Origin of the sequence: Streptomyces sp. NPDC002888, from assembly GCF_042888465.1 — a bacterium.
In the GTDB taxonomy this organism is placed as follows: Bacteria; Actinomycetota; Actinomycetes; order Streptomycetales; family Streptomycetaceae; genus Streptomyces.
In genome coordinates, this window is the sequence record NZ_JBIAPU010000041.1 from 31,584 (window position 1) to 52,153 (window position 20,570).

Annotated in this window: 22 protein-coding genes and 2 pseudogenes; 14 read left to right on the top strand and 10 right to left on the bottom strand. The window is 71.1% G+C overall.

The window, feature by feature from the left end; genetic code table 11:
• The first annotated feature begins 117 nt into the window (after positions 1-117).
• The gene (locus ACFYWX_RS43330; RefSeq protein WP_389430834.1) at positions 118-603 is read left to right on the top strand and encodes a hypothetical protein; all 486 of its coding nucleotides are present in this window, start codon (positions 118-120) and stop codon (positions 601-603) included.
• 223 nt (positions 604-826) lie between these two features.
• On the opposite strand, the gene ACFYWX_RS43335 is transcribed toward ACFYWX_RS43330, so the two are convergent.
• The gene (locus tag ACFYWX_RS43335) at positions 827-1,441 is read right to left on the bottom strand and encodes a hypothetical protein (RefSeq protein ID WP_389430835.1); all 615 of its coding nucleotides are present in this window, start codon (positions 1,439-1,441) and stop codon (positions 827-829) included.
• A 719-nt stretch (positions 1,442-2,160) separates the two neighbouring features.
• Between ACFYWX_RS43335 and ACFYWX_RS43340 the strand changes: the two genes are divergently transcribed.
• The gene (locus tag ACFYWX_RS43340; protein WP_389430836.1) at positions 2,161-2,445 is read left to right on the top strand and encodes a hypothetical protein; all 285 of its coding nucleotides are present in this window, start codon (positions 2,161-2,163) and stop codon (positions 2,443-2,445) included.
• On the opposite strand, the gene ACFYWX_RS43345 is transcribed toward ACFYWX_RS43340, so the two are convergent.
• Complete coding sequence (locus ACFYWX_RS43345; RefSeq protein ID WP_389430838.1) at positions 2,414-3,412, bottom strand: NAD-dependent epimerase/dehydratase family protein; 999 nt, start codon at positions 3,410-3,412, stop codon at positions 2,414-2,416. The genes ACFYWX_RS43340 and ACFYWX_RS43345 overlap by 32 nt on opposite strands.
• Before the next feature lie 128 nt (positions 3,413-3,540).
• On the opposite strand from ACFYWX_RS43345, the gene ACFYWX_RS43350 reads away from it, so the two are divergent.
• The 6 genes from ACFYWX_RS43350 (at position 3,541) to ACFYWX_RS43375 (ending at position 8,925) form a co-directional block, all read left to right on the top strand.
• A complete protein-coding gene (locus tag ACFYWX_RS43350; protein ID WP_389430839.1) occupies positions 3,541-4,935 on the top strand; it encodes a M1 family metallopeptidase in 1,395 nt (464 codons plus the stop codon).
• A 248-nt stretch (positions 4,936-5,183) separates the two neighbouring features.
• On the top strand, positions 5,184-5,564 hold the full coding sequence (locus ACFYWX_RS43355; protein WP_389430901.1) for a DUF2809 domain-containing protein: 381 nt from the start codon (positions 5,184-5,186) through the stop codon (positions 5,562-5,564).
• A 139-nt stretch (positions 5,565-5,703) separates the two neighbouring features.
• The gene (locus ACFYWX_RS43360; protein ID WP_389430840.1) at positions 5,704-5,859 is read left to right on the top strand and encodes a hypothetical protein; all 156 of its coding nucleotides are present in this window, start codon (positions 5,704-5,706) and stop codon (positions 5,857-5,859) included.
• Positions 5,860-5,900: 41 nt separating this feature from the next.
• Positions 5,901-7,166, top strand: coding sequence for a glycosyltransferase family 4 protein (locus tag ACFYWX_RS43365; protein WP_389430841.1), 1,266 nt, complete (start codon positions 5,901-5,903; stop codon positions 7,164-7,166).
• Positions 7,163-7,981: a hypothetical protein gene (locus ACFYWX_RS43370; protein WP_389430842.1), complete on the top strand. Its 819-nt coding sequence runs from the start codon at positions 7,163-7,165 to the stop codon at positions 7,979-7,981. Before ACFYWX_RS43365 ends, ACFYWX_RS43370 begins: the two co-directional genes overlap by 4 nt.
• A gap of 269 nt (positions 7,982-8,250) precedes the next feature.
• A complete protein-coding gene (locus tag ACFYWX_RS43375) occupies positions 8,251-8,925 on the top strand; it encodes an expansin EXLX1 family cellulose-binding protein (RefSeq protein ID WP_389430843.1) in 675 nt (224 codons plus the stop codon).
• Positions 8,926-9,153: 228 nt separating this feature from the next.
• On the opposite strand, the gene ACFYWX_RS43380 is transcribed toward ACFYWX_RS43375, so the two are convergent.
• Positions 9,154-9,444 carry a zinc-ribbon domain-containing protein gene (locus tag ACFYWX_RS43380; RefSeq protein ID WP_389430845.1) on the bottom strand — a complete coding sequence of 97 codons (291 nt, stop codon included), beginning with the start codon at positions 9,442-9,444 and terminating at the stop codon, positions 9,154-9,156.
• A 338-nt stretch (positions 9,445-9,782) separates the two neighbouring features.
• Here ACFYWX_RS43380 and ACFYWX_RS43385 point away from each other — a divergent pair, with 338 nt between their 5' ends.
• On the top strand, positions 9,783-10,742 hold the full coding sequence (locus ACFYWX_RS43385) for a D-2-hydroxyacid dehydrogenase family protein (RefSeq protein ID WP_389430902.1): 960 nt from the start codon (positions 9,783-9,785) through the stop codon (positions 10,740-10,742).
• A 9-nt stretch (positions 10,743-10,751) separates the two neighbouring features.
• On the opposite strand, the gene ACFYWX_RS43390 is transcribed toward ACFYWX_RS43385, so the two are convergent.
• Positions 10,752-11,117, bottom strand: coding sequence for an STAS domain-containing protein (locus ACFYWX_RS43390; protein WP_389430846.1), 366 nt, complete (start codon positions 11,115-11,117; stop codon positions 10,752-10,754).
• Positions 11,118-11,317: 200 nt separating this feature from the next.
• On the opposite strand from ACFYWX_RS43390, the gene ACFYWX_RS43395 reads away from it, so the two are divergent.
• Together ACFYWX_RS43395 and ACFYWX_RS43400 are read left to right on the top strand one after the other, a co-directional pair.
• Positions 11,318-11,731: an ATP-binding protein gene (locus tag ACFYWX_RS43395; protein WP_389430848.1), complete on the top strand. Its 414-nt coding sequence runs from the start codon at positions 11,318-11,320 to the stop codon at positions 11,729-11,731.
• Between the two features lie 94 nt (positions 11,732-11,825).
• On the top strand, positions 11,826-12,047 hold the full coding sequence (locus tag ACFYWX_RS43400) for a hypothetical protein (protein WP_389430850.1): 222 nt from the start codon (positions 11,826-11,828) through the stop codon (positions 12,045-12,047).
• A 12-nt stretch (positions 12,048-12,059) separates the two neighbouring features.
• Here the strand turns inward: ACFYWX_RS43400 and ACFYWX_RS43405 are convergent, their stop codons facing one another.
• Entirely contained in the window at positions 12,060-13,373 is a 1,314-nt protein-coding gene (locus ACFYWX_RS43405) for a phytase (protein ID WP_389430851.1), read from the bottom strand.
• A 244-nt stretch (positions 13,374-13,617) separates the two neighbouring features.
• Entirely contained in the window at positions 13,618-14,169 is a 552-nt protein-coding gene (locus ACFYWX_RS43410) for a hypothetical protein (RefSeq protein WP_389430852.1), read from the bottom strand.
• A gap of 335 nt (positions 14,170-14,504) precedes the next feature.
• Here ACFYWX_RS43410 and ACFYWX_RS43415 point away from each other — a divergent pair, with 335 nt between their 5' ends.
• Entirely contained in the window at positions 14,505-15,464 is a 960-nt protein-coding gene (locus ACFYWX_RS43415; protein WP_389430854.1) for a hypothetical protein, read from the top strand.
• 219 nt (positions 15,465-15,683) lie between these two features.
• On the opposite strand, the gene ACFYWX_RS43420 is transcribed toward ACFYWX_RS43415, so the two are convergent.
• The 4 genes and pseudogenes from ACFYWX_RS43420 to ACFYWX_RS43435 form a co-directional block, all read right to left on the bottom strand.
• Entirely contained in the window at positions 15,684-16,463 is a 780-nt protein-coding gene (locus ACFYWX_RS43420) for a YqjF family protein (RefSeq protein ID WP_389430856.1), read from the bottom strand.
• Positions 16,464-16,528: 65 nt separating this feature from the next.
• Positions 16,529-17,131, bottom strand: a complete 603-nt coding sequence (locus ACFYWX_RS43425) for a hypothetical protein (RefSeq protein ID WP_389430858.1) — start codon at positions 17,129-17,131, stop codon at positions 16,529-16,531.
• A gap of 108 nt (positions 17,132-17,239) precedes the next feature.
• Entirely contained in the window at positions 17,240-17,506 is a 267-nt protein-coding gene (locus ACFYWX_RS43430; RefSeq protein WP_389430859.1) for a hypothetical protein, read from the bottom strand.
• 92 nt (positions 17,507-17,598) lie between these two features.
• A pseudogene (locus ACFYWX_RS43435) lies at positions 17,599-19,061 on the bottom strand (aminotransferase class I/II-fold pyridoxal phosphate-dependent enzyme).
• Between the two features lie 294 nt (positions 19,062-19,355).
• Between ACFYWX_RS43435 and ACFYWX_RS43440 the strand changes: the two are divergent.
• A pseudogene (locus ACFYWX_RS43440) lies at positions 19,356-19,868 on the top strand (amidohydrolase); the annotation flags it as partial.
• 89 nt (positions 19,869-19,957) lie between these two features.
• A complete protein-coding gene (locus tag ACFYWX_RS43445) occupies positions 19,958-20,566 on the top strand; it encodes a hypothetical protein (RefSeq protein ID WP_389430861.1) in 609 nt (202 codons plus the stop codon).
• Positions 20,567-20,570: the final 4 nt, after the last annotated feature.

The window sequence follows — 20,570 nt, forward strand, 5'->3', positions numbered from 1 at the left end:
GCAAGGTCGCTGTTCAGGAAGCTGCGGACGCGTCCGAAAGGTGGCTGAGGTTCATCCTCTGCCCAGTTGGAAGTAAGTCGCTGTCCTGTTGGAGTGGGGCATCCGTAGGATTACGTCATGACTGCCGATGCCCCGCTCACCCGAGAGTCGTTCCGACGCCTCCATCCGATCAACGCGCCCAGGCCGGTGTCTCAGTTGCCGGATCGTGTCTGGACTGACGAGGGCTGGGACCGGATCCGGCGCGGATATCGAGCCCGGGACATGGATGAGAAGTGGAACGTCTTCGCCGAAGGCGACGTCGTTTTCATGCACCGGAGTTGGACCGGTCACGGCGTCTATGAGGCCTCCTTTGCCCCCGTGGCTGGTGGTGGGAGGAGGATCGCCTCTGCTGTGGTGGAGGCCGATGGGAAGCGCTATCGGAGCATGGGCGACGAGTACGACCGTTTGATGATGGAGCTGATCATCAGCGCGATCGTCCTTGGTGAGCCAGCCACCGACCTCCGGGCCGGGCTCGTGGAGCTGACTGCTCGGGCTTCAGGGAAGAACGATCTTCCCTCGGGTGTGGTGGAGCACAGTGCTCTGGGATTGCGTTCCGGATCGTGAGCTCTGGGGCCAGGCGAGGGGACTGCTGCTGAGGTCGGTGTCGTTGATGTAGTTGCGTTCGTCGGCCTCGCGGACTTCGCGCTGACGGGGCCGGTCGGCGGGGCGGAACATGCGGGCATGGCTGTCGGTGAGCGCCAGCCACCGCGCATCGTTCAGTGCTTCGGCAACCTCGGCGCGGGCGTCGGTCATGACCCGGTAGAACAGGTCGATCGTCTGCAGGTTCTTATTGATCGTCCTCGGCTGGAGGCTGCCGCCGACCTCGGCTCGGCCTGCTGTGCAGACGCTCCAGGTCGTCGCTGATGTAGATGCGGCGGAACCGGCCGTTCTTCACTCGCACCCCGGCCGGGTGGTCTTGCCGGGGCACGACCTCGACGAACGGGGTCCTGCCCCGGCCGACGTGCCAGTCGCAGTGCTTGAGCGACAGGCACTCGCCCAGCCGCATCCCGGTCTCACTCAGCGTCGCGAACAGCAGCCGGTCGCGTACCGATCCCGACCAGTTCGCCTCCAGGAGCCGCAGGTAGTAGTCGTTCTCCAGGTCGGCCATCAGGAGTCTGCGAACGATCTCAACGAGCTCGTCCCGGGTGATGTCCGCGACCATGGGGCGAGCCGGCCTGGCCGCCTCCCTCGCGAACTCCTCCAGGCTCCTGCTTCCGTCGTACTCGGCGAAGTCGCGAGCCTCGTATTCGTGACCGGTCATCGCGTTGAAGGCCGCGATCGCCTCGCCCGCCGCCTCCGGGCGGGCTTCCAGCAGGTCAGCGATCCGCTCCACCTCGGCGCACAGCTCGTCCAGCCGCTGCCGGCTCACGGGCGGGGGCAACAACTCCGGTCTTAGCTCCACAGCCGCATCATGTCCGTCGGTGCCGACACGCCCGAGCCGAGTCCTCTGGGTGCTGCCAGTTCTCATCAACGTTTCTGAGCATCTCGATCAAGAACCGATGCCAGGCCCCATCGACATTCGCTCTCCGTTCTCACCTACGAAGCCAGGGCGATCGAGTCCGTCAGTGTCCTCGGGGAGGGATCCCGGCGGCAGCTGTTCGCCTTCATCCGGCGTGCCCAGCACCCTGTCACTCGTGACGGGACCGCGGCGAGGCCGCGGCGAGTGTGGGCATATCGCGCAAGCTCGCCGCCTTCCACCTGGACAAGCTTGTCGACGCCGGACTGCTGGGGGCCTGGGACAGGGATCCGGGGGCGGTCCGGAAAGTCGGCCGGCGACCCAAGGTGCATGAACCCCCAGGCGCTGAACTCCGCGTCTGCATCCCCGAGCGCCGCCACGAGGGACGGCCGGGGAGCGGGGTCGCGAGCTCGGCCAGGCTCAGCGCGAGCAGTGACGTGGCTGCTCTGCTCCTTCCCCGCCCTTCCCGGTTCCTTACCCACGAGTAGCGAACGCTTCTGTCATGCCGACCGGAGCCGCGCCGGTGTGGCCGGGTCGGAAGCCGCCGTTCGGGTCAGGGTGGGCGGTCCTTCCGGTGATTGTCGGGCGCCTGGCGAGCGCCGGCTGTCGTAGGGGGTACGGCGTCTCAGCAAGGAATGGGCCCGGAATTCGCGAGGAGATCAGGTATGTACGCAGCAGTCCGGCGGTATGAAGGCGTGACCGATCCAGCCGAGGCGGGTCGCCTGGTGAACGAGGGGTTCGTGCCGCTCGTGCGCCGGATTCCCGGTTTCGTGGCCTACTACTGGGTCGATGCCGGGAATGGAGTCATGGTCTCGACCAGCGTCTTCGAGGACCAGTCCGGTGCGGAGGAATCGGTCTCGAGAGCGGCGGACTTCGTAAGGGACAACCTCGCCGCCCTGCTCCCCAACCCTCCCCGTGTCATGGCCGGGGATGTCGTGGCTTTCGCGTAGCAGCGTTCCCGCGCGTCGTCCGCCGCCGGGCTGTCATGGCGGCGAGTCCTGCGTGGGTGGAGGGGTAGGCGGGCGTCCAGTCCAGTTGGCGCTGGGCCTTCGCCGTGGAGACGCGCAGCGTGGTCGACATCATCGTGTGGGCGTACGACATCGGCCTCATCAGCCACAGCGGGACGGGCATCGGCTTCGGCAGCCCGAAGTGCTCGGCCACGGCGCGGACGTGGCTGCCGAAGCCCATCGGTGTGTCGTCCGCGATGTTGTACGCCTCGCCGGGGCGCCCGCGCTCGACGGCGGCGACGACGGCGCGCGCCGCGTCGGTGAGCTCGATCCACGGCAGGACCCGGTCCCGGTCGCCGGGCACGGGGAGCTTGCGTCCTCTCAGCAGGGGCAGCAGGGCATCGGTGCCGCCGGGGCCGTAGAAGAGCCCGAAACGCAGTGCGACGCCCTCCAGACCCGGTGTGCCGAAGGTGAGCTGCTCCTTGATGCGCATGGCCGCGATGTGCCGTTCCAGTTCCGCGGTGCGGCCGCGGGGGCCGAAGGTGTCCTCCTCGGTCAGGGGGTGCTCGCCGTGGTCGCCGTAGCCGTATCCGAAGACCATCGACTCGGAGACGAAGCGCCGCGCGCCGGTGGCCTGCGCAGCCTCGATCAGGTGGGCGCTGCCCTCGATGCGCAGGGCGTTGGTGGCGTGCATGTCACGGTGGCGCAGCGGTGCGTCGCGCAGGGCGGTGGCGGCGTGAACGACCGTGTCGAAGCGGTGGCCCTCCACGGCGCGCAGCAGCGCGTCACGGTCCAGAAGATCGGCCCGGATACCGTTGGCCGGGCCCCGGCCCAGGCTCGTGACCTTGTGTCCCGCCTCGGTGAGGGCGCGGGTGACATGGCGGCCGAGGACTCCGCTCGCTCCCGCGAGGAGAACGCTCTGGTTCTGCACTCGTGTCTCGTCCTGGCTGTGGTTCGTGTGCGTCGTCATACACCTACGACCGGTCGGGCCCGCCGTAATGTGACATCCCAGCGGGCCGCCGTGCGAAGTGGAGGCGCTTCTTCGAATTCTCCCGGTGGGGGGTGAATGTCGGAGGCGATGTGGCAGGATCCGCTGCCATGTCGTCGTTACCCGCGTGGTGGTCAAGGACCGGTCGTCGTCTGCTTGTTGTCCTGCTGGCGCCGCTCGTGGCGGTGGGCGTCACCGTGGCCGACGCCGTTGCGGCGCCCCCGGCACGGGCGACCGTCGGCGCCGCGACGCCCGACGGCCTGCGCTACGACGTGACACTGCGCTCCGACAGCGACGGCTCGCACTGGACGGGCCGGCAGCGGGTGTCGTTCCGCAACGCCTCCCGCCTGCCCCTGCGAGAGGTGTACGTACGGCTGTGGGGCAACGGGGACGACGGCTGCGGCGCACCCGGCCGGCCCTCCCCCGTCAGCGTGACCCACGTGCGCGGCGGCACGGCGGGCCGCCTCACCGTGAACTGCACAGCACTGCGCATCACGCTGTCCAGGCCGCTCGCGCGCGGTCGGCAGGCGACCGTCGCCTTCGACGTGTCCATCACCGTGCCCCGGCGCAACAGCCGCTTCGGCCGTGAAGGTGCCTTCCGTTTCCTGGGCAACGCGCTGCCCGTGCTCGCCGTACATGATGAGAAGGGGTGGCACCTCGACCCGTACGTGTCCGTCGGCGAGAGCTTCTACGCCCTCGCCGCCGATTTCCGGGTACGCCTCGACCATCCCGCCGCCCTCAAGGTCCCCGCGACGGGCCGTACCCGCACCAGCCCGGGCAGACCCGGCCGCACCGTCACCCAGAGCACCGCACTCCGGGTACGGGACTTCGCATGGGCCGCGGGTCCCTTCCGTACGGCCACGGAGACCTCGCCCGGCGGCGTGCGCGTCAACTCGTACTGGGCACCCGGCACGCCCTCCGCGGGTGTGCGTCTCAACCGGAAGGACGCCACCGGCGCCGTCGACCGGTTCGGCAAGGAATTCGGCCCCTATCCGTACGGCGAAATCGACCTGGTGATGACCCCGGGCTTCGGCGGCGGCATGGAATACCCCGGTCTCGTCCTCCTCGGCACCACCGAAGATGGCAGCGCCGTCGTCCACGAAATCGCCCACCAGTGGTGGTACGGCATCGTCGGCAACGACGAATACAACGCGCCCTGGCTCGACGAGAGCTTCGCCCAGTACGCCAACGCCCGCTATTACGGCTGGGACACACGCGACTGCCAAGAGGAGGAGGACTGGCCCAGCGACGACGCCCGACTGACCAACTCCATGGCGTACTGGCACCAGCACCCCGGCGAGTACCACCTCATCTACACCGCCGGCTCCTGCGCCCTCGCCGAACTGGAACGCACGCTCGGCACCGGCACCATGGCCCGCCTGCTCAAGCAGTACGCCCGTGACCACTGGTACGGGGTCTCCACCACCACCGACTTCAAGAAGGCCGCTCAGCGCATGACGAGCAAGAACCTCGGCCCCTTCTGGGAGCAGCACCACATCCAGTGAGCCGGTGATGAGGGGAGCCCACCTGGTGCTGTGCCCTGAGTCGGAGATTCGTCGATGACATGCGCGGGGTGTGTGCCACAAGTACCTCCCGGTGCCGGCCCCGGACCGGTCCTGTTCTTCCATGGCCACCCGGCCGTGCGCGGGTGACGAGCCGAGGCTGGGTAGTGCGAGACACCGCGGAGCACGTGCGGCAGTATGCCGCTGTGCCCCTTGTGCCTCGAAGCAGCGAGCCTGCCGCCGCCGACCCGATGTGGATCCGTCTCGCGGCGGTCGGGGCGGCGGTGGTGATCGTCGGCCTCGGGTTGGGGTTGCGGGGCGCGGCGGCGGGGAGTGTGGCCAAGTACGGTGGGGATGCGTTGTACACCCTTCTGTTGGTCGCTCTTGTCGTGGTGGTGGCGCCGCGGGTGACGCCCCTGACCGGGGCCGCGAGTGCGTTGGCCGCCAGTTGGGCGGTCGAGTTCCTGCAGCTGAGTGACGTGCCGGCGGAGCTGTCCCGGCGCAGTGCCGTCGCTCGGCTCGTGCTGGGGTCCACCTTCAATCCGCCCGATCTGTTCTGGTACGCGGTCGGCGCGGCGGTGGGTTGGCTCGTGCACGCCGCGGTGGCGCGTCGCTCGGAGGGCAACCCGTAGGTCCGGTTCCCGGACTCCTGGCGGCACCAGTTGCCGGGCGACTCTTCCAGCGGCCTCGGCCCGGCCGGGCCGGGGCCGAGATCGAGCCCGACGTGCGCGGCCGGCCGGCAGTCTTCTACGCCGCCTGTCCGCCGACACCATGCCCACACCCGATGCACCCGGGCTGCTCACGTCGCGGATCCTCGACGGTGGCGGCCGCTGGGTCCAGCAGGAGCGCCCCACTGAGACCAACCGGCTCCTGACCGGCCGGCTCGGCTCCCCGCGGGCGGCGCAGGCGTGCACTACGAACTGGTAACGGACCACAACTGTAGGGAAATTGACGACGTCTAAACCGCCATGAAGATTTCTTTCCTGATTCATAACGCGTACGGGATTGGAGGCACCATCACCACCACCTTCAACTTGGCCCACGCACTGGCCGAGCGGCACGAGGTGGAGATCGTCTCCGTCCTGCGGCACCGGGAGCACCCGAACCTCACCCTGGACCCGCGGGTGTCCCTGCGGCCGTTGGTGGACCTCAGACAGGACAAGGAGCACGCGTTACATCTCAGACCTGCGAAGGTGTTTCCCCGCGCCGAGTACCGGTACCGGCAGTACAGCGAGTTGACCGACCAGCGGATCGGCGAGAGCCTCGCCACGACCGACGCCGACGTGGTGATCGGCACCCGGCCGGGCCTCAACGTGCACCTCGCTCTCCAGGCTCCGTCACACGTCGTGCGCATCGGCCAGGAGCACCTCACCCTGGACAACCATCCGCCGGGGCTGCGCACCACGCTGCGCCGGGCCTACCGTCGGCTCGACGCGCTCACCACGGTGACCGAGGCCGACGCCGCCGCCTACCGGCGCAAGATGCGGCTGCCGGGCGTTCGGGTGGAGGCCCTCCCGAACAGCGTTCCGGATCCCGTGCTGGCGGCCGCGGACGGCACCGCGAAGGTGGTCGTCGCGGCCGGCCGGCTGGTGCCGGTGAAACGCTACGACCTGCTCATCGAGGCGTTCGCCGCGGTCGCCGCCGAACACCCGGACTGGCAGCTGCGCATCTACGGCAAGGGTGAGGAGCACGACCGGCTGCGCAAGCTCATTGCAGAGCTCGGGCTGTGGAACAACGTCTTCCTGATGGGCGCGGCGACCCCCATGGAGGCCGAGTGGGTCAAGGGCTCGATCGGTGCGGCCGCCTCCAACTTCGAGCCGTTCGGCATGACGATCGTCGAAGCGATGCGCTGCGGGCTGCCGGTGGTGAGCACCGACTGCCCGTACGGGCCCGGTGAGATCATCAAGGACGGCGTCGACGGACGGCTCGTGCCCGTAGGGAACCGTGACGCACTGGGCGCGGCCCTGCTGGAACTGGTCCGTGACGACGAGCGCCGCCTACGGATGCGCCGTGCGGCCCTGGAGAACGCGCAGCGGTTCGCTCCCGGGCCTGTGGTCGAGCAGGCCGAGCGTCTGCTGGGCGAGGCGGTCTCGGCGAGAAAAGCGGGGCGGGCGGTCGTACAGGAACGCGCGGGCGTGCACCGCGTGCTGGTCAGCCAGGGCTTCGCCGCCCGCGACGCCGCGTTCTCCGCGGCGGGCAACGCGCGGCGCGCGATACGGAGGGGGCAGCGGTGAGCGCGGAACAGGGAGTGCAGCCGCGCGTCGGGTGCGTCGTCGACACCGGGGGCCGGATCGTCTTCGAGATGGTGTCGCGGTCCGCCGAAGGGCGGCAGTTGCTTCTGCGGCTGCGGCCGAAGAAGGGGCAGCCCGAGAAGGTCCTCCACGTCCTCGACCTGGAGCCCACGGACGACGGTGGGCGACGCGCCGTCCTGGACCCGAACACCGTGCTCGTGGAGGGCCGGTGGGACGTGTACCTGCTCAGGGAGCCGGAGGCCGAGCGGCAGCGGCTGCGCCCGGGTATGCGCGATCTGCGGGCCCTCGTCGACGGACACCGCCGGGACTGGCAGGCACCGCTGGCCGTCCGGGTCCCGTACGCCACCGCGGACGGTTTTCTCGCGGTGCGGTCCTGGCTGCGCCCCGCCCACGGGGAGGTCGACGCGATCACCCTCACGGACCGGTCGCTGACGGTCGGCGCGCGCCTGCACGGTGCCTCGCTCCGGACGGGAGCCGTCGTGCACCTGCGTCTGCGGGGCGGCAGCGGCGGCGTACGGGACCTGGAGCCGCGGGCCGAGGACGACGGCCGGAGCTTCTCCTTCACGGTCGACCACGCGGAGTTGGCCGCCGAGACGGTGGGCGGGAGCGGGGTCTGGGACGTGTTCGTCCAGCCCGCGGCGGAGGCGCCCCTCATCCGGCTCGCCCGTCTGCTCGACGACGTGGCGGGCCGCAAGGAGGTGTTCGTCTATCCGACGGTCACAGTCGGCGGAGCGGGCCTGCGCCCCTATTACACCGTCGACAACGACTTCTCCGTGGAGGTGACGAAGGCGGGCTGAGGCCCGGGACGGCGTGAGCCCGAACAGGGTGAACGCCGTCCGGCGCCGGGGATGCCTCCGCCGTGCGGGGCATCCTCGCGGCCGCCGGGGATGGCCCGCCCAGTCGGTGGGGGGCGGTGGGTGGCGGTGGACGTACCGCTCGCTGTTCTGCGGGCGCCGACCGAGGAGCACGGCGAGCCCTGGCCGTAATTGCACTTTCAATTGATCTTTCAACGCTGCCAGGATCACCTCGCTCGAGCGCGTCCCCACCGTCCTCGAAAGGCACCCGCATGCGCAGCAGACCCCTCGCTCTCCTCGCCGGCGCCACAGCATTGTTCTGTACGACGACGGCACCGGCGCACGCCTCCGTCCAGCCCGGCACCACCTACTCCGGTGAGGGCACCTTCTACGGCGCGACCGGCGTCGGGAACTGTCTCTACGACGCCACCGGCGACATCGGCATCGCGGCGCTCAACCACACCGACTACGAGAACTCACGGATGTGCGGGGCGTACCTCCAGGTCAAGGGCCCCCGGGGCGAGATCACCGTGAAGATCGTCGACCGCTGCCCCGAGTGCAGACCCGGTGACATCGACCTCGGTGAGCGCGCCTTCGCCCGTATCGCCGACCCCGTGGCGGGCCGGGTGCCGATCACGTGGAAGCTGGTGAGCCCGGACATCGGCGGCCCCGTCGCCTACCGCTACAAGGAGGGCTCCTCGCAGTGGTGGTGCGGCATCCAGGTCCGCAACCACCGCAACCCCGTCGCCACCCTGGAGGTCCGCACCGGCTCCACGTGGCGTCAGCTGCCGCGCTACGAGTACAACTACTTCGTCTCCGAGAACGGCGCCGGCTGCGGCTCCGACATCCGTGTCACCGACATCTACGGCCAGACACTCACCGACACCGGCATCGCCATCACCCCGAACGTCGACCAGCCGGGGCGGGCCCAGTTCAGCAAGCGCTGACGCCGGTCAGGTATCGCCCAGGCCCGCCCGGCGGGCCCGGACGATGGCCTCCGCCCTGGTGACCGCCTGAAGCCTGGTGAGGATGTCACGTACGGATGGGTGTGGTCGGGGCTGCGCCTCACGGCCGCCGCGCTCGCCGTCACGGCGTTCGCAACCCTGGTGCGCCCGGTGTCCCGGGAGCATGGACCGGTGTTCCGATCTGTCGGGCGGGACCGGCCCCGGCCTCCCTCAGGACTGGTACGGCTGCTGCTGGGGCTGCCCGTAGGGCTGGCTGCCGTGCCCGCTCGCGGCCTGCGCAAGCAGTTGGTCCGCCTGCTCCTTGGTCACCTTCTGCTCGGCGCCGCAGAACGTGCACTGCGTGGCGTACTTCGTCGAGATGGGGAACAGCGGCACGAAGAAGAGGGTGAATTTCGTGACGCGCTTCCTGAGGGTGTGGGCGGAGGGATTGCCGCAGTGGCCGCACAGCAGCGTGAGTATCGCGAGCTGGTACAGGTATCCCTTGGTGCCGAAGATGATCATGATGGTCTCTCCTGGGTCGTCGCCTGCGGGCACGGTGCCGGCCGGTGGCTGGGTGCGGTCTCGTACCACAGTGTCGTGCACGTCGATGTGCCAGGTGCACGCCGGGGGCGGTGTCCTGGTCAAGTCTTTCGCACGGTTGACCGGCTGTCGGTTTCGGCGGAGGCTGCAGTGCCAGCGTTTTCAACATCATCAACGCGTGAAGAGGAACGAAGCACGTGACATCCGAGTCCCCGGCCGGCGACGCCGCCCACGGCGACACCACGCACCGCGACACCTACGAGGCCGGTCCGGCCGTCCGCAACGCCGTGACGGGCACCGGCTTCGTCGAGCGTTCGCCCCTGCGTTGCGCCGTCCTCGACGACTATCAGGGCGTTGCCCTCACGCACGCGGACTGGACACCCCTCGCGGACGAGATGGACGTACGGGTCCTGCGTGAACATGTGTCGGACCGTGAGGAGCTGGTCGAGGCGCTCGTGGACTGCGAGATCGTCGTGATCATGCGGGAGCGGACGCCGTTCGACGCGGAGTTGTTGGGTCGTCTGCCGCGGCTGCGGCTGCTGGTGACGACGGGCATGCGCAACGCCTCCGTCGATCTCGCGGCCGCGGCGGCCGCGGGAGTGACGGTCTGCGGCACGGCCAGCAGTGTCACCGCGCCGGTGGAGCTGACCTGGGCGCTGATCCTGGGACTGGCACGGCAGGTCACGGTCGAGAGCCGGGCCCTGCGGGAGGGTGGACCCTGGCAGTCCACAGTGGGCCAGGATCTGCACGGCCGGACGCTGGGACTGCTCGGGCTCGGCAAGATCGGGAGCCGTGTGGCGCGCGTCGGCGCGGCCTTCGGCATGGAGGTGCTGGCGTGGAGCCAGCACCTCACTGCCGAGCGCGCGGTCGCCGAGGGCGCGCAACTGGCGGACAGCAAGGAGGACCTGCTGCACCGCAGTGACTTCGTGTCGGTCCATCTCGTGCTGTCCGAGCGCACGCGCGGTCTGCTCGGGGAGGCCGAGTTGCGCGCCATGAAGCCGGGCGCCCATCTGGTCAACACGTCCCGTGCCGGGATCGTCGACCGGGCGGCGCTGCTGCGGGCCCTGCGGGAGGGCTGGATCGCCGGGGCCGGTCTCGACGTCTTCGATACGGAACCGCTGCCCGCCGAGGACCCCCTGCGCTCCCTCCCCAACGTCCTGGCCACACCCCACCTCGGCTATGTCACCGAGGCCAACTACCGCACGTACTACGGCGAGGTGGTGGAGGACATCGCGGCCTTCCTGGCCGGGGAGCCGGTCCGCCTGCTGCGCGCGGGGTGAACCCGACGTTCAGTTCTTCAGTGCCTGTTGCAGGTCGGCGTAGCAGGGGATGACGGTGTCGACCCCGACCAGTTGCAGGATCCGCAGGACCGGGTGCCTGGGCCCGGCCAGGCGCAGCCATCCCTCGGCGGCCTGGGCGGCCTGGTGGGCGGCGATGAGGGTGTTGACGCCGGTGGAGTCCATGAAGGTGACTCCACTGAGGTCGACCACCAGCCGCGCGGTGCCGGCGCCCTCGGGCGGGAGCAGGGCCTGACGGAAGTTGGTTCTGGTCGTATGGTCGATCTCACCGTGCGGGGCGACGACGTCGATGCCGTCCACGACGGAGCGGGCGATCGACAGCCGCTGCGGGACTGCTGGTTCCTCGATTTCTGCCACGGTATCCCCAAAGGCGTCGGTCAGGGGCCGGCCACGGTCCGGGAAAGGGTACCGCCGTAGATCCTTCGAGGGGAGACCGCCTCCTTCCGGTACGACCCCGGTCCGCCGGAGGCGTGCGGGGCGGGCGAGCGGGTACACGCGAGCCTGTGCACGAAAGTAGGGCGGACTGTATGCAATCGGTGATCATTGGCGGAGGCCGCATGGCGCCGCAGCGTGGCCGTATTCACACCACTGTTGCTCTGGACGGCGATTCCTCCTGTATCGCCGAGGCTCGTCATCGCGCGGCCGACTTCCTCGCCCGGGTGCAGGCCGAGCACGGGCTGCCGGTCACCGCCCGGGCGATGGACACCACCCGGCTCGTGGTCAGTGAGCTGGTCACCAACGCCAGGAAGTACGCGCCGGGACCGGTTCTGCTGGAGTTGCGGATCGCGGGTGGTGCGGTCGAGGTGGTCGTCTGGGACAGCGATCCCGTGCTGCCGGTGGCGCGGGCAGCGGATCCCGGGCGGGTGGGCCAGCACGGCCTGGAGATCGTGATGGCCGTCTGCGCGGGATACGAGGTCCGGCGCGAGCCCGTCGGCAAGCGCGTCACCGCCCGCGTCACCCTGCTCGACTGACCGGGCGTCAGAAGGTTCGGTGCCCGGTTGGGTGCCGCCGCGGTGAAAGCCCGCGTCCTCCGCTCCTGCCCGACTGCCCGAGGTGACCGCGACTGTGTCTGCTCCCGAGACCCTGCCCGCCCTCACCGCCGGTGTGTCCACCGGCCTGGTCCTGCTGCTGCGGTGGGCCGCCACCCGGAACGCGCCTGCTTCCCGATCGTCGCATGAACGGGAACCGGCCTCGGCACCGGACGACCCGGTCCTGCTGCAGGCCGAGGAGCATGTACGGCGCTACTGGGCCCACGTTCGGCCGCTGTACCCCACGCCGCGCGATTGACGGCGGTCCCGCTCACCTGCCGGTGGCGTCCCTCACCTCGCCGAGGTCGACGAACTTGAAGCCGGTCGCGGTGCGTGTGCCGCCGCCCGCTCCATCGGGCACCTCGGGGGTCTCCCGGCCGTCCTGGACGACGAGCAGGCCGCGTGGGTAGCGGCGGCCCAGCGGGGCGTTCAGGACGGCGGCGCCGTCGCACTCCTCGACGCTGTCGAGCGTGTCCGAGGCCGCGCCGATACGGAAGCCGCCCTCGTACTCGTTGGCCTCGCCCACCTCGCGGTCGTAGAGCACGAAGGTGTTGTCGCCCTGGCTGGAGGCGAGCAGGTGGCCGTCCCCGTCGGGCTCCTGGAGGATGGTCAGGCCCTCGACGTCGGCCGAGAGGTGCCGGCCGCCGAAGCCGGGGTCGGCTCCCGGTGTGCATTCCTCGGTCTCGTCGTCGTACGTGCCGGGCACGCCGTACTCCCTGACCTTGTCGACCAGGACCGGCCTGCCGGTGAGGTCGGCGCGCAGGCGCCAGATGCCGACGTCCTCCTGACCGGCGTAGAGCGTGCCGGTGGCGGGGTCGACGGTCATGCCCTCGGCCTGCGGGAGTTCGCCGGGCTCGGCGCAGGGGCTCCAGGTCGTGCTGTCGGGCAGGCGGAAGGAGGAGGGCAGGTCGAGGGTGCGGACGGTGCGGTGGCCGACCCTGCCGCCGGCGGTGGGGACGAGTTCGAGCAGGGCGAGGCGGGTGCGTTCGCGGCGGCTGACCAGGGCGTAGCTACGACCGGTTGCCCTGTCCTTCCAGGTGGCCAAGCCGTACGCGGTCCGTTGGTCGTTGATCTCGGCCTGGCCGACGGAGAACACCGCCGCGGCGGCCGGGTCGGTGATGTCGGTCAGGGGGCCGCCGGGGCGGGAGGGGTCGATGCGGTAGACGCGGAGGCGGTCGTTGCCGCGGTCGGTGACCACCGCCACGTCGGCCGGACCGGAGGTCGTGCGCAGGCCGGAGACGAGGTCGACGTTGTTGAAGCGGCCCGGCGCGTCGTCCTCGGCCGGGGGCCTCGGGGCGGGCAGCGACTGCACCGGGCGGGCGTCGAGGTCGTAGACCCGCAGCCCGCCCTCCTTGACGGTGGCGATGACGAGGCTGCGTCCGGGATCGGCGGCGTTGCGCCAGATCGCGGGGTCGTCGGCGTCGGAGTTGCCGCCGGCCTCGTCGTCGTACAGAGCAGCGGTCTCGCCGGCGGCCGTCACCACCGGCAGGTCCGCCGCTCCGACGGAGGGGACAGCGAGGAGGGTGATCAGGACGGTGCCCGACGCGAGGAGTGCGGCTCTTCGCGGGGTACGGAACGAGGTCACGGGCGCTTCCTTGGCGTCGGAGGGCGTCGGACGTGTGGGGCACGACGATCATGACGGCAGGAGCTTGCGTCCAGAAGACCTGCAACTGGCCAATGAGCACTTCAACTGGCTGATGTTCAGAGCAAGTTGTGCGGGCGGAGTGCGTCGAGCGACGGTGCGTTCGATGGCGGGGCGTCTGGTGGGAGGCGTCCGGTGGGGGCGTCCGGTGGGGAGAGCGTTCGGGGTCGGGGGCGGAGGCTGGGGGTCAGTCCGGCCGGTGTGAGCCGTCGGGGGTCTGCTGGAAGGTCTGAGCGGTCTGTTGCGCGTGCAGTCGCTCCAGGGTGCGCAGCTGGCCGTGGGCGCGTTCCAGCAGGGTGTCCAGCTGACCCGCGTCCAGGCGCTCCTCCTCGTCGGTCAGGCGGCGCAGCGCCTCCCAGAGGGCGGTTTTGCCCGTCACGCCGGCGCGCAACAGCTCCAGCTCGATCAGCGAGGTGAGCGGGGAGCGGTGCAGCAGGCGGCCGTTGGTCTTGAGCCGGCCCGCCCTCTCCGCCAGGTGGCTGGCGACGACCTTGTAGCGGCGTACGGGGACGTCGAGCCGTCGCATGATCTCCAGCAGGGTCGCCCGGTCCTCGGCGATCTCGTCGGAGAGCGGGCCCATGTCGGCGCCGAGGGCCGTGTCCTGCTCGGCCTCGGCGAGGGACCGGGCGCGGTCGACGCCTGCGGTGGATCCCGCGAGGTGGTCGTTGAGGTAGATGCCGAGCAGGTCGGCACGCGTGTCCTGCGTGTGATGCCTGTCCCGGGTTTCCAATGTGCGCATCGTGGGTCTCCTCGTGGCCGGCGGGACGGCCGGGCGGGATCGGCCGACGGCCCGGACGTCTGACGCCCACCGAGTGACCCGGCGGGGCTCCGCCCACACGTCACGCATTCCGACCGGAAACGCGCACGCGGCCGAGGCGGCGTCTCGAGGCTCCCTCTGCCTCGGCGACCGGGCCCCGCACAGACGTCTCAAAGAATCCCCCCACGAGTCTCACGCGGACTGCACATCCCGTTCCGAAACCCTCGTTAGCGTTGCTGGCTGCTCGATTACGTGAACGAACGTGACGGGGCCGCCCTCCGGCGGGCCGGCGGCTTGTCAACCCAGGAAGACCGCAGATGGACTACTGCTCCTCGTGTCGCCGGCACCTCAATGGCGCCCTGGTGTGTCCCGGGTGCGGTGCCTACGCCCCGGACATCGCTCCGACCAACGCCGACGGACGCACCGTTCCGGGCCCGGCCACCGTCGGCGCGACGGCCGCGTGGGCGCCCGGCCCGGACGCGTGGCCCGGCGGTGGGCTTCACCGCGGCACGCTCCACGACGAGGCGGACGGCGGGTTGTACGGCGCGGGCACGGACGAGGCTCCTCCTGCCGAGCCGTCCGGCGACCTCGGGGGCGCACCGCCGGTGCCGGAAGGGCGGGCGGCTCGGCGTCGCCAGCGGGCCCGCTGGAAGAAGAACCAGCGCCGGGCCGTGGTCGCGACCGCGGTCGCCCTCGTCGGAGGCGGCCTGACCCTGGGCACGATGGACCGGCACTCCACGAACCGGGCGGAGGCGGCCACCGCCCCTGAGATCACCGGCCCGGGCACCGAGGACGAGCAGACGACGCAGGACAGCCTCCCGACCTCGACACGACCGGACGCGCACCGCTCCTCCCCCACCCCGTCCGAGCCCGCCCTCCCACGCCAGCGGTCCGCCGCCCCGCCACGGAACATGCCGTCGAACGTCCAGCCGGACTCCGCCGACCAGCCCCGTACGGCCGCGAAGCCGACGCCGCAGCCGCAGGCCGGCTCGCGGAGCTCCGGCGGGTCGGTCTCCAACAGTTCGAGCTCCAACAGTTCGAGCTCCGACGGTTCGGGCTCCGCAGGGTCGGGCTCCGCAGGGTCGAATTCCGGAGGCTCGGCCGACGACTCCGGTACCGCCGCGACGCCGACGCCCACGCCCACCGGCGGCGCCGACGGCAGCAGTGACACCGGCGGGGACAGCGGTACCGGTTCGGGAACCTCGCAGGCGAACAGCGGGCCGACCGCCACCTCTCCGGCGGGCGAAATCTGCGTGCTCGTGCTCTGCCTCGGCTGACGGCACAGCGCCGCGCAGGCCCTGTCGTGGCCTCCCCCGGGGGGAGAAGGACACGTGGAACGCCCAGGGCCTGCGCGGGCCGGGCGTGCACGTTGGGTCGCCGTGCCGGTCCTCGGACGCCCGGGCACGGTCATCGCCTCCCCCTGCCGTCAGCGGCCCCGGCCGACGCTTCCCGTACGAGGCCGTGGAGCGCTTCGCTGACCTTGGGACGCGGTGCGGTCAGGGAGTCGGGATGCCGGCCGGGCGGGCCGGGCGGTCGAAGCGGACCGGCACGCCCGGTGAGTACAGCACGCTCACCGGCTCCCCCAACGGCTCGCGCACGCCTGCCGCGGCCACCAGGTCCTCCTCGCACTCGACCAGGTCGGCCCGGTGCAGAGGCCAGCGCGGGTGGGCGTTGGGCAGGTACATCGACCGGCCGAAGAACGCGCTGTGCATCCCCCAGCGAGCGGTCAGGAAGTGATCCAGCTCCGTCGCCGCGTCGATCCGTTCGCCCACCCGCACGGTGATGCGGCTGCGGGCGCCCCGCGGGCCGGGCCAGCGCCGGGAACTGGTGTACGTGACCGTGTCGCCGTGGCCGTGGATGGCCATCCGGGACCAGACGTACGGCATCCTGAAGCCGATCCTGCCCGCCGCCACCGGCACCAGCCGGGAGGCGTCGAGCGAACGGAAGACCACACCGCGCCGTCCGTGCGCGTCGACCGAGTACAGGCGGACGTTGGTCTCGGGAAAGGTCCCCAGATAGGGAACGCCGGGGAGACGGAACCAGCCGACGCGGTGCATGCGGAAGGCGACGAGACCGACGTACGTGACACCGTCCAGGGTGTCGGGACGGGTCCCCGGCGGCAGCAGACCGGCCACGTCGGCGGGGTCCGCGGCCCAGTGGAGGAAGGTGAGGTCGAGCCAGGACTGGGTGAGCAGCGGGCGGCGTATCACCCCCGGCGCGTCGGCCGAGATGGGGTCCGGGGGCGTCTCGGGTCCTGGCTGTGGCGTCGGCGGCATCGGTTCAGTATCGCCGCCTCCGTCCATTGTCGCCGGGCAGTCCCCCTTGCCTCGCGGTGTGCGCCTCAGCACGCCCCCTTTCGGCTGGTCACCGCGAATCTGTAGCTCGGAACGGTCACCGTGCCCTCGCCTCCCGCGACGCCTGGGGCGTCCCAGTCGTCCTCCTTCGACCGCGTGCGCTCGACGTGCAGGCAGAAGGCCACGCCGGCGCCGGAGGCGGTGACCGTGTAGCGGGCGTCGGAGGCCTTGTTCGTGTCGGCGGGGACGGCGTCCACGCCGAACCCGGGCGCGTCACCGCCGCCGTGCTCCTGGACCTCGTCCTCGATCATCCTGGCGTACTCGCCGTCGAAGCCGCTGTCGTCGCCGTAGAGGTCGCCGTAGCGGGAACTGCCGTCCAGCGCTGTCGTGGCGCCGCTCACCGCGCCGGCCGACTCGTCTTCGCTCCACTCCGAGTTGTCGGCGGTGGCCATCAGTTGGAACGTCGTGAAGAGGCCGACGCCTGCCAGGCCGAAGAGGGCGATACGGGTCACCACGAAGAAACCGTCGGGGAGTTCGGGCGCCGAGGGGTTGACGGACCGGCGCCAGGCGCGGACCCGGTCCGCCTTCAGACAGCCCATCACCACGAGCAGGCCGATCAGCACGAAGCTGAACACCGTCATGCCGGTCATGAATGCCCTCTCAATCCCCCGTGTGTGGCCCCACGTCAGCCGTTGGCCGTTGGTCGAAACGGGACGACGGGACAGTCGTGGGTTGCGTCGATGGTAGGCAGCCCCGTGTCACGGAATGTCGCCGCGCCAGTCGAAGCGGCGTCCGTCGGCCTCCCTGGGCGCATACAGCGCCCGGCCGCCCGGCCCGTGGCGGCCTATCTCCGTCGGCAGGGCCACGCCTGCGCGCGACTCGTCGTCGGGCCGGTCGGTCACGTCGAGGAGCAGTCCGTCCAACGGGCCGCCCACCAGCTCCGCGTAGACCCGTCCGCGCCTCGGGGCCGCGTCGTCGTGGTCCGCCCCGTACACCCGGCCGCGCATGAACTCCAGCTCATCCATGACCTGAACGATCGCATCCGGCACTGACAATGGGCCCTCGCCGCCGAGTCCGGCTCATCGGGGTCCCGCACGCCCGGTGGCAGTGCCCGGCCTCATCGTCGCGCCACCACGCGCAGGGTCCGGACCGAGGGGTCGGCCGCGTCCGGGATCAGGACGCCGTGGTCGACGCCGCTGCGGAGGTAGTCGAGGACGTCGTCGGTGATGACCTCGCCGGGGGCGATCACGGGTACGCCCGGAGGGTACGGGCTGACCATCTCCGCGGCGATCCGCCCCGCGGCCCGCTCCGCGGGGACATGTTCCACCTCGGCGAAGAACGCCGCACGCGGCCGCATGGCCTGCTCCAGCTCCAGGGCCGAGGACTCGGGCAGACGCACCGGCTCCTGCCGTTCGATGGAGTCGGCGCCGTCGACGAGGGCGCGCAGGGCGTCCACCAGGGTCTTCTCGGTCTCGTCGGCGGCGGCGTACGTGATGGAGGCGCTGAAACGGCAGGTGTCGGAGCCGCCGACGTCCACATGCCGGTGGTCCCGCAGCCATTCGAATGCCTGCATGCCGCTGATGCCGAGCTGTCGTGCGTCGATCACGATCTTCAGCAAGTCGAAGGCCTCGGCGAGCCCCTCCTCGACGACCTCGCGGCCCATCGGGCGCAGGCCCGGCAGATCGCCGGCCGCCGTGCGGATGCGTTCCGCGCGGTGCAGCGCGGTGTCCAGGAGGTCGTACCCGCGCTCGACCATCTGGCGGCGCCAGCCGTCGAGGGTGGCGTACACGAGGGACGAGGCACTGGTGGTGCCGAGCAGGTCCTCCCGTTGTTCGAGGACCTCGGGAGACACCCGGTCGTACTGGAGATGGAAGACGGAACTCTGCTCGACGGCGCCGCCCGTCTTGTGGACGCTGGTGACCACCAGGTCGGCCTCGGCGTCCATGCCCCAGGCGGGCAGTTCGGGGTGGAACGGGAGGTGGGCGCCCCACGCCTCGTCGACGATGAGCGGGACGTCGAACGCGTGGCACACGCGGGCGACGCCCCGGATGTCGGCGCAGGTCCCCCAGTCGGTGGGCGTGATCAGCAGCATGCCCTTGGCGTCCGGGTGTTCCTTGAGGCTGCGGCGTACGTCGTCGAGCTCGGGCGGGTGGGCGATGTGCCGCTCGGGGTCGAACCTGGGGTGCACCAGACGGGTTCCACCCCGTTGACGACGACGGCCGCGATCACGGACTTGTGCGCGTTGCGCGACAGCAGCAGCTTCTCGCCCGGGCCGGCCACGGCCAGCATGGCGGTCTTGACCGACAACGAGCTGCCACAGGTGGAGAAGAACGCCCGCTCGGCGCCGACCGCGTCCGCCATCAGCTCCTGGGCCCGGCTGAGCGCACCCTGGGACTGGCGTCGGTCGTCGAGGCCGTTGAGGGAGAGGACGTCCGAGCGGAACACGTCGAGCCCGACGATCTCCGCCACCCGCGGATCCACGCCACGGCCCTGCTTGTGACCGGGCGGACCGTAGGCCACGTCTCCCCGGCGCCGGAACTCCCGCAGCGCCTCCAGCACGGGCGCCCGCGAGTGATCCATGGTTCCTCCCAGATCGGCCCCGAGGGCCGGGACACGAGCGGACGCCGGCCGCCCGGGTACACGGACCGGGTTGCACAGCGTCCGGGGTTCAAAACGCGGGGTGGCGCCGGGCCCGGACGATGGAACCCGACGGCGGTACGCCCGACCGCGTCCGGCGCTTACCGCCTCGCCGGAACCCACGCCGAGGAGGCCACGGGGCCCGCACTCCGACGACGTCCACCAGGACCTCCGCAGGGAGGCCGCCGACCGGGCCGACCTGCTGTGGGACGTGGCGCTGAGGCTGCACGGCGGCACGGCGGCACGGCCACCACCATCGTCCCTGAGCACGCGGAGGGGCTGTTCGGTGTGCGGGCGGCCACCACCGTGGCCCTGGACGAGCTGACGGAACAGCTGCGCGACTGCGCCGAGGGCGTCGCCCGCGCCACCGGCACCAGGGCCGAGGTGGTGCGCGCCACGGTCCGTTACGACCACTTCCGCGACAGCGCTGCCCTGTCCGGCCGATTCGCCGCCCATCTTTGCCGAGCGGGCATCACCCTGACGCCGCCCGCGCCCGGCGCGTATCTCGGCTCCTCGGACATCGGCAACGTCAGTACGCGTCTGCCGGCCATCCACCCCTTCGTCGCCGTCATGGGCGAGGACGGTTCCGACCACACCCCCGAGTTCGCCGAGGCCGCCGCCTCCGAGCGGACCCGCGGGGTGCTGCTTGCGGCGACGCAGGCGCTGGCGTGCACCGCCACGGACGTACGCCTGGAGACGCGTCTGCGGGAGGAGGCGTGGGTGCGGCATCGCGCCGCGGCGGAGCGCTGAGACGCAAGGGATGTTATCGGGGTGAGCCCCCCGAAGTGCGGGAACTCGGGTGTTCCGGAAAAGTGAGATTCCCACATGCGAGGACAGTCATGGCTGAGCAGAAGTCGGCGCAGGAACGCCTCCCGCAGCCGCTCCGTGCGGCGGCCTCGACGCTGCAGAAGGTGCCGGGCGCCGGGATGGTGAGCAGAGCGGCCGAAGGGACGTTGGACAGGATCGGGGCCGTGTCGCCGCGCGGGCGGCGGGTGGCGGTCTACACCGGGGCCGGGGTGCTGGGCGTCACCGGCCTCATCGAGTGGCCCGTCGCGGCCACCGGGGCTGCTGTGGCCTGGCTGACGCAGCCTCGGCCCGAGGAGAAGCAGGAGAAGCAAGAGGAGCTGGAGAAGGCGGAGGCCGAGGGCGCGACGGGCGCCGGGGCCCCTGGGAGCGCTGAGGGTATCGGGGTTTTTGAGGGTGCCGGTGCTGTCGCAAGCACCGCGGGCATCGAAGGAACCGCAGGTTCCAGTGGCGGAGGCGCAGGTGCCGGCCCCACGAGCGCCCACCGGGACGCCGCTTCCCAGACTCCCGCCGCCACGGCCACCCCCGCCCCCTCCGGCGGCAAGGCGCCCGGACGGAGCGGCACCTCCACCGCCGGGCGACGGAAGGCGTCCCCCGCCGACGGGGTCAGCGGTTCGACGGCGGGCACGGGACAGGCAGGCTGAGGCC

What these genes read in the sequence shown, in the direction of transcription:
- ACFYWX_RS43375 (WP_389430843.1), top strand. Translation starts at nt 8,251, where the DNA reads ATGCGCAGCAGACCCCTCGCTCTCCTCGCCGGCGCCACAGCATTGTTC.
- ACFYWX_RS43395 (WP_389430848.1), top strand. Translation starts at nt 11,318, where the DNA reads ATGGCGCCGCAGCGTGGCCGTATTCACACCACTGTTGCTCTGGACGGC.
- ACFYWX_RS43410 (WP_389430852.1), bottom strand. Translation starts at nt 14,169, where the DNA reads ATGCGCACATTGGAAACCCGGGACAGGCATCACACGCAGGACACGCGT.
- ACFYWX_RS43345 (WP_389430838.1), bottom strand. Translation starts at nt 3,412, where the DNA reads ATGACGACGCACACGAACCACAGCCAGGACGAGACACGAGTGCAGAAC.
- ACFYWX_RS43330 (WP_389430834.1), top strand. Translation starts at nt 118, where the DNA reads ATGACTGCCGATGCCCCGCTCACCCGAGAGTCGTTCCGACGCCTCCAT.
- ACFYWX_RS43420 (WP_389430856.1), bottom strand. Translation starts at nt 16,463, where the DNA reads ATGCCGCCGACGCCACAGCCAGGACCCGAGACGCCCCCGGACCCCATC.
- ACFYWX_RS43445 (WP_389430861.1), top strand. Translation starts at nt 19,958, where the DNA reads ATGGCTGAGCAGAAGTCGGCGCAGGAACGCCTCCCGCAGCCGCTCCGT.
- ACFYWX_RS43350 (WP_389430839.1), top strand. Translation starts at nt 3,541, where the DNA reads ATGTCGTCGTTACCCGCGTGGTGGTCAAGGACCGGTCGTCGTCTGCTT.
- ACFYWX_RS43430 (WP_389430859.1), bottom strand. Translation starts at nt 17,506, where the DNA reads ATGGATGAGCTGGAGTTCATGCGCGGCCGGGTGTACGGGGCGGACCAC.
- ACFYWX_RS43365 (WP_389430841.1), top strand. Translation starts at nt 5,901, where the DNA reads ATGAAGATTTCTTTCCTGATTCATAACGCGTACGGGATTGGAGGCACC.
- ACFYWX_RS43425 (WP_389430858.1), bottom strand. Translation starts at nt 17,131, where the DNA reads ATGACCGGCATGACGGTGTTCAGCTTCGTGCTGATCGGCCTGCTCGTG.
- ACFYWX_RS43415 (WP_389430854.1), top strand. Translation starts at nt 14,505, where the DNA reads ATGGACTACTGCTCCTCGTGTCGCCGGCACCTCAATGGCGCCCTGGTG.
- ACFYWX_RS43340 (WP_389430836.1), top strand. Translation starts at nt 2,161, where the DNA reads ATGTACGCAGCAGTCCGGCGGTATGAAGGCGTGACCGATCCAGCCGAG.
- ACFYWX_RS43360 (WP_389430840.1), top strand. Translation starts at nt 5,704, where the DNA reads ATGCCCACACCCGATGCACCCGGGCTGCTCACGTCGCGGATCCTCGAC.
- ACFYWX_RS43355 (WP_389430901.1), top strand. Translation starts at nt 5,184, where the DNA reads ATGTGGATCCGTCTCGCGGCGGTCGGGGCGGCGGTGGTGATCGTCGGC.
- ACFYWX_RS43380 (WP_389430845.1), bottom strand. Translation starts at nt 9,444, where the DNA reads ATGATCATCTTCGGCACCAAGGGATACCTGTACCAGCTCGCGATACTC.